We start from the raw sequence: 447 nt of genomic DNA, 5'->3' as shown, positions 1-447 counted from the left end.
CTTAATAATGCAATGACCAACATCGAGAACAATGGTGCACCCTGGCCATATAACCAAATGGACAGGCTAAACTGGGCAAACGAAAATTAAATTAGAAAACCGGCCTTTTTGAGGCTGCAACATAAAATATAATGGCAGAAAATATTCAAGTTCCAACAATGGCTCAATTCATGGCTGAAGGTAAAGCTCCCGAAGTACTTTGTTGGGTAGGTTGTATGGGAAGCTTTGATGACAGAGCAAAAAAGGTAACTAAGGCTTTTGTGAGATTGCTTATTCGTTCAAATGTTGAATTTGCAGTTTTAGGAACTGAAGAAAGCTGCACCGGAGATCCTGCAAAACGTGCCGGAAATGAATTTCTTTACCAAATGCAGGCAGCGGGAAATATTGAAGTTCTTAATGGTTATGAGATCAAAAAGATCGTTACTACCTGTCCGCACTGTTTTAATA

General features: G+C 39.4%; 1 protein-coding gene. It reads left to right on the top strand.

What is annotated here, in order from left to right; genetic code table 11:
* Window positions 1-131 precede the first annotated feature (131 nt).
* Window positions 132-447, top strand: a 316-nt coding sequence (locus HC176_RS16545; RefSeq protein WP_167920099.1) for a heterodisulfide reductase-related iron-sulfur binding cluster, incomplete at its 3' end; no start/stop codon positions are given.

It is taken from the genome of Tamlana crocina, assembly GCF_012037625.1.
Note: the sequence above shows the minus strand (reverse complement) of the source record. Positions and strands in the feature narration are given on the sequence as shown.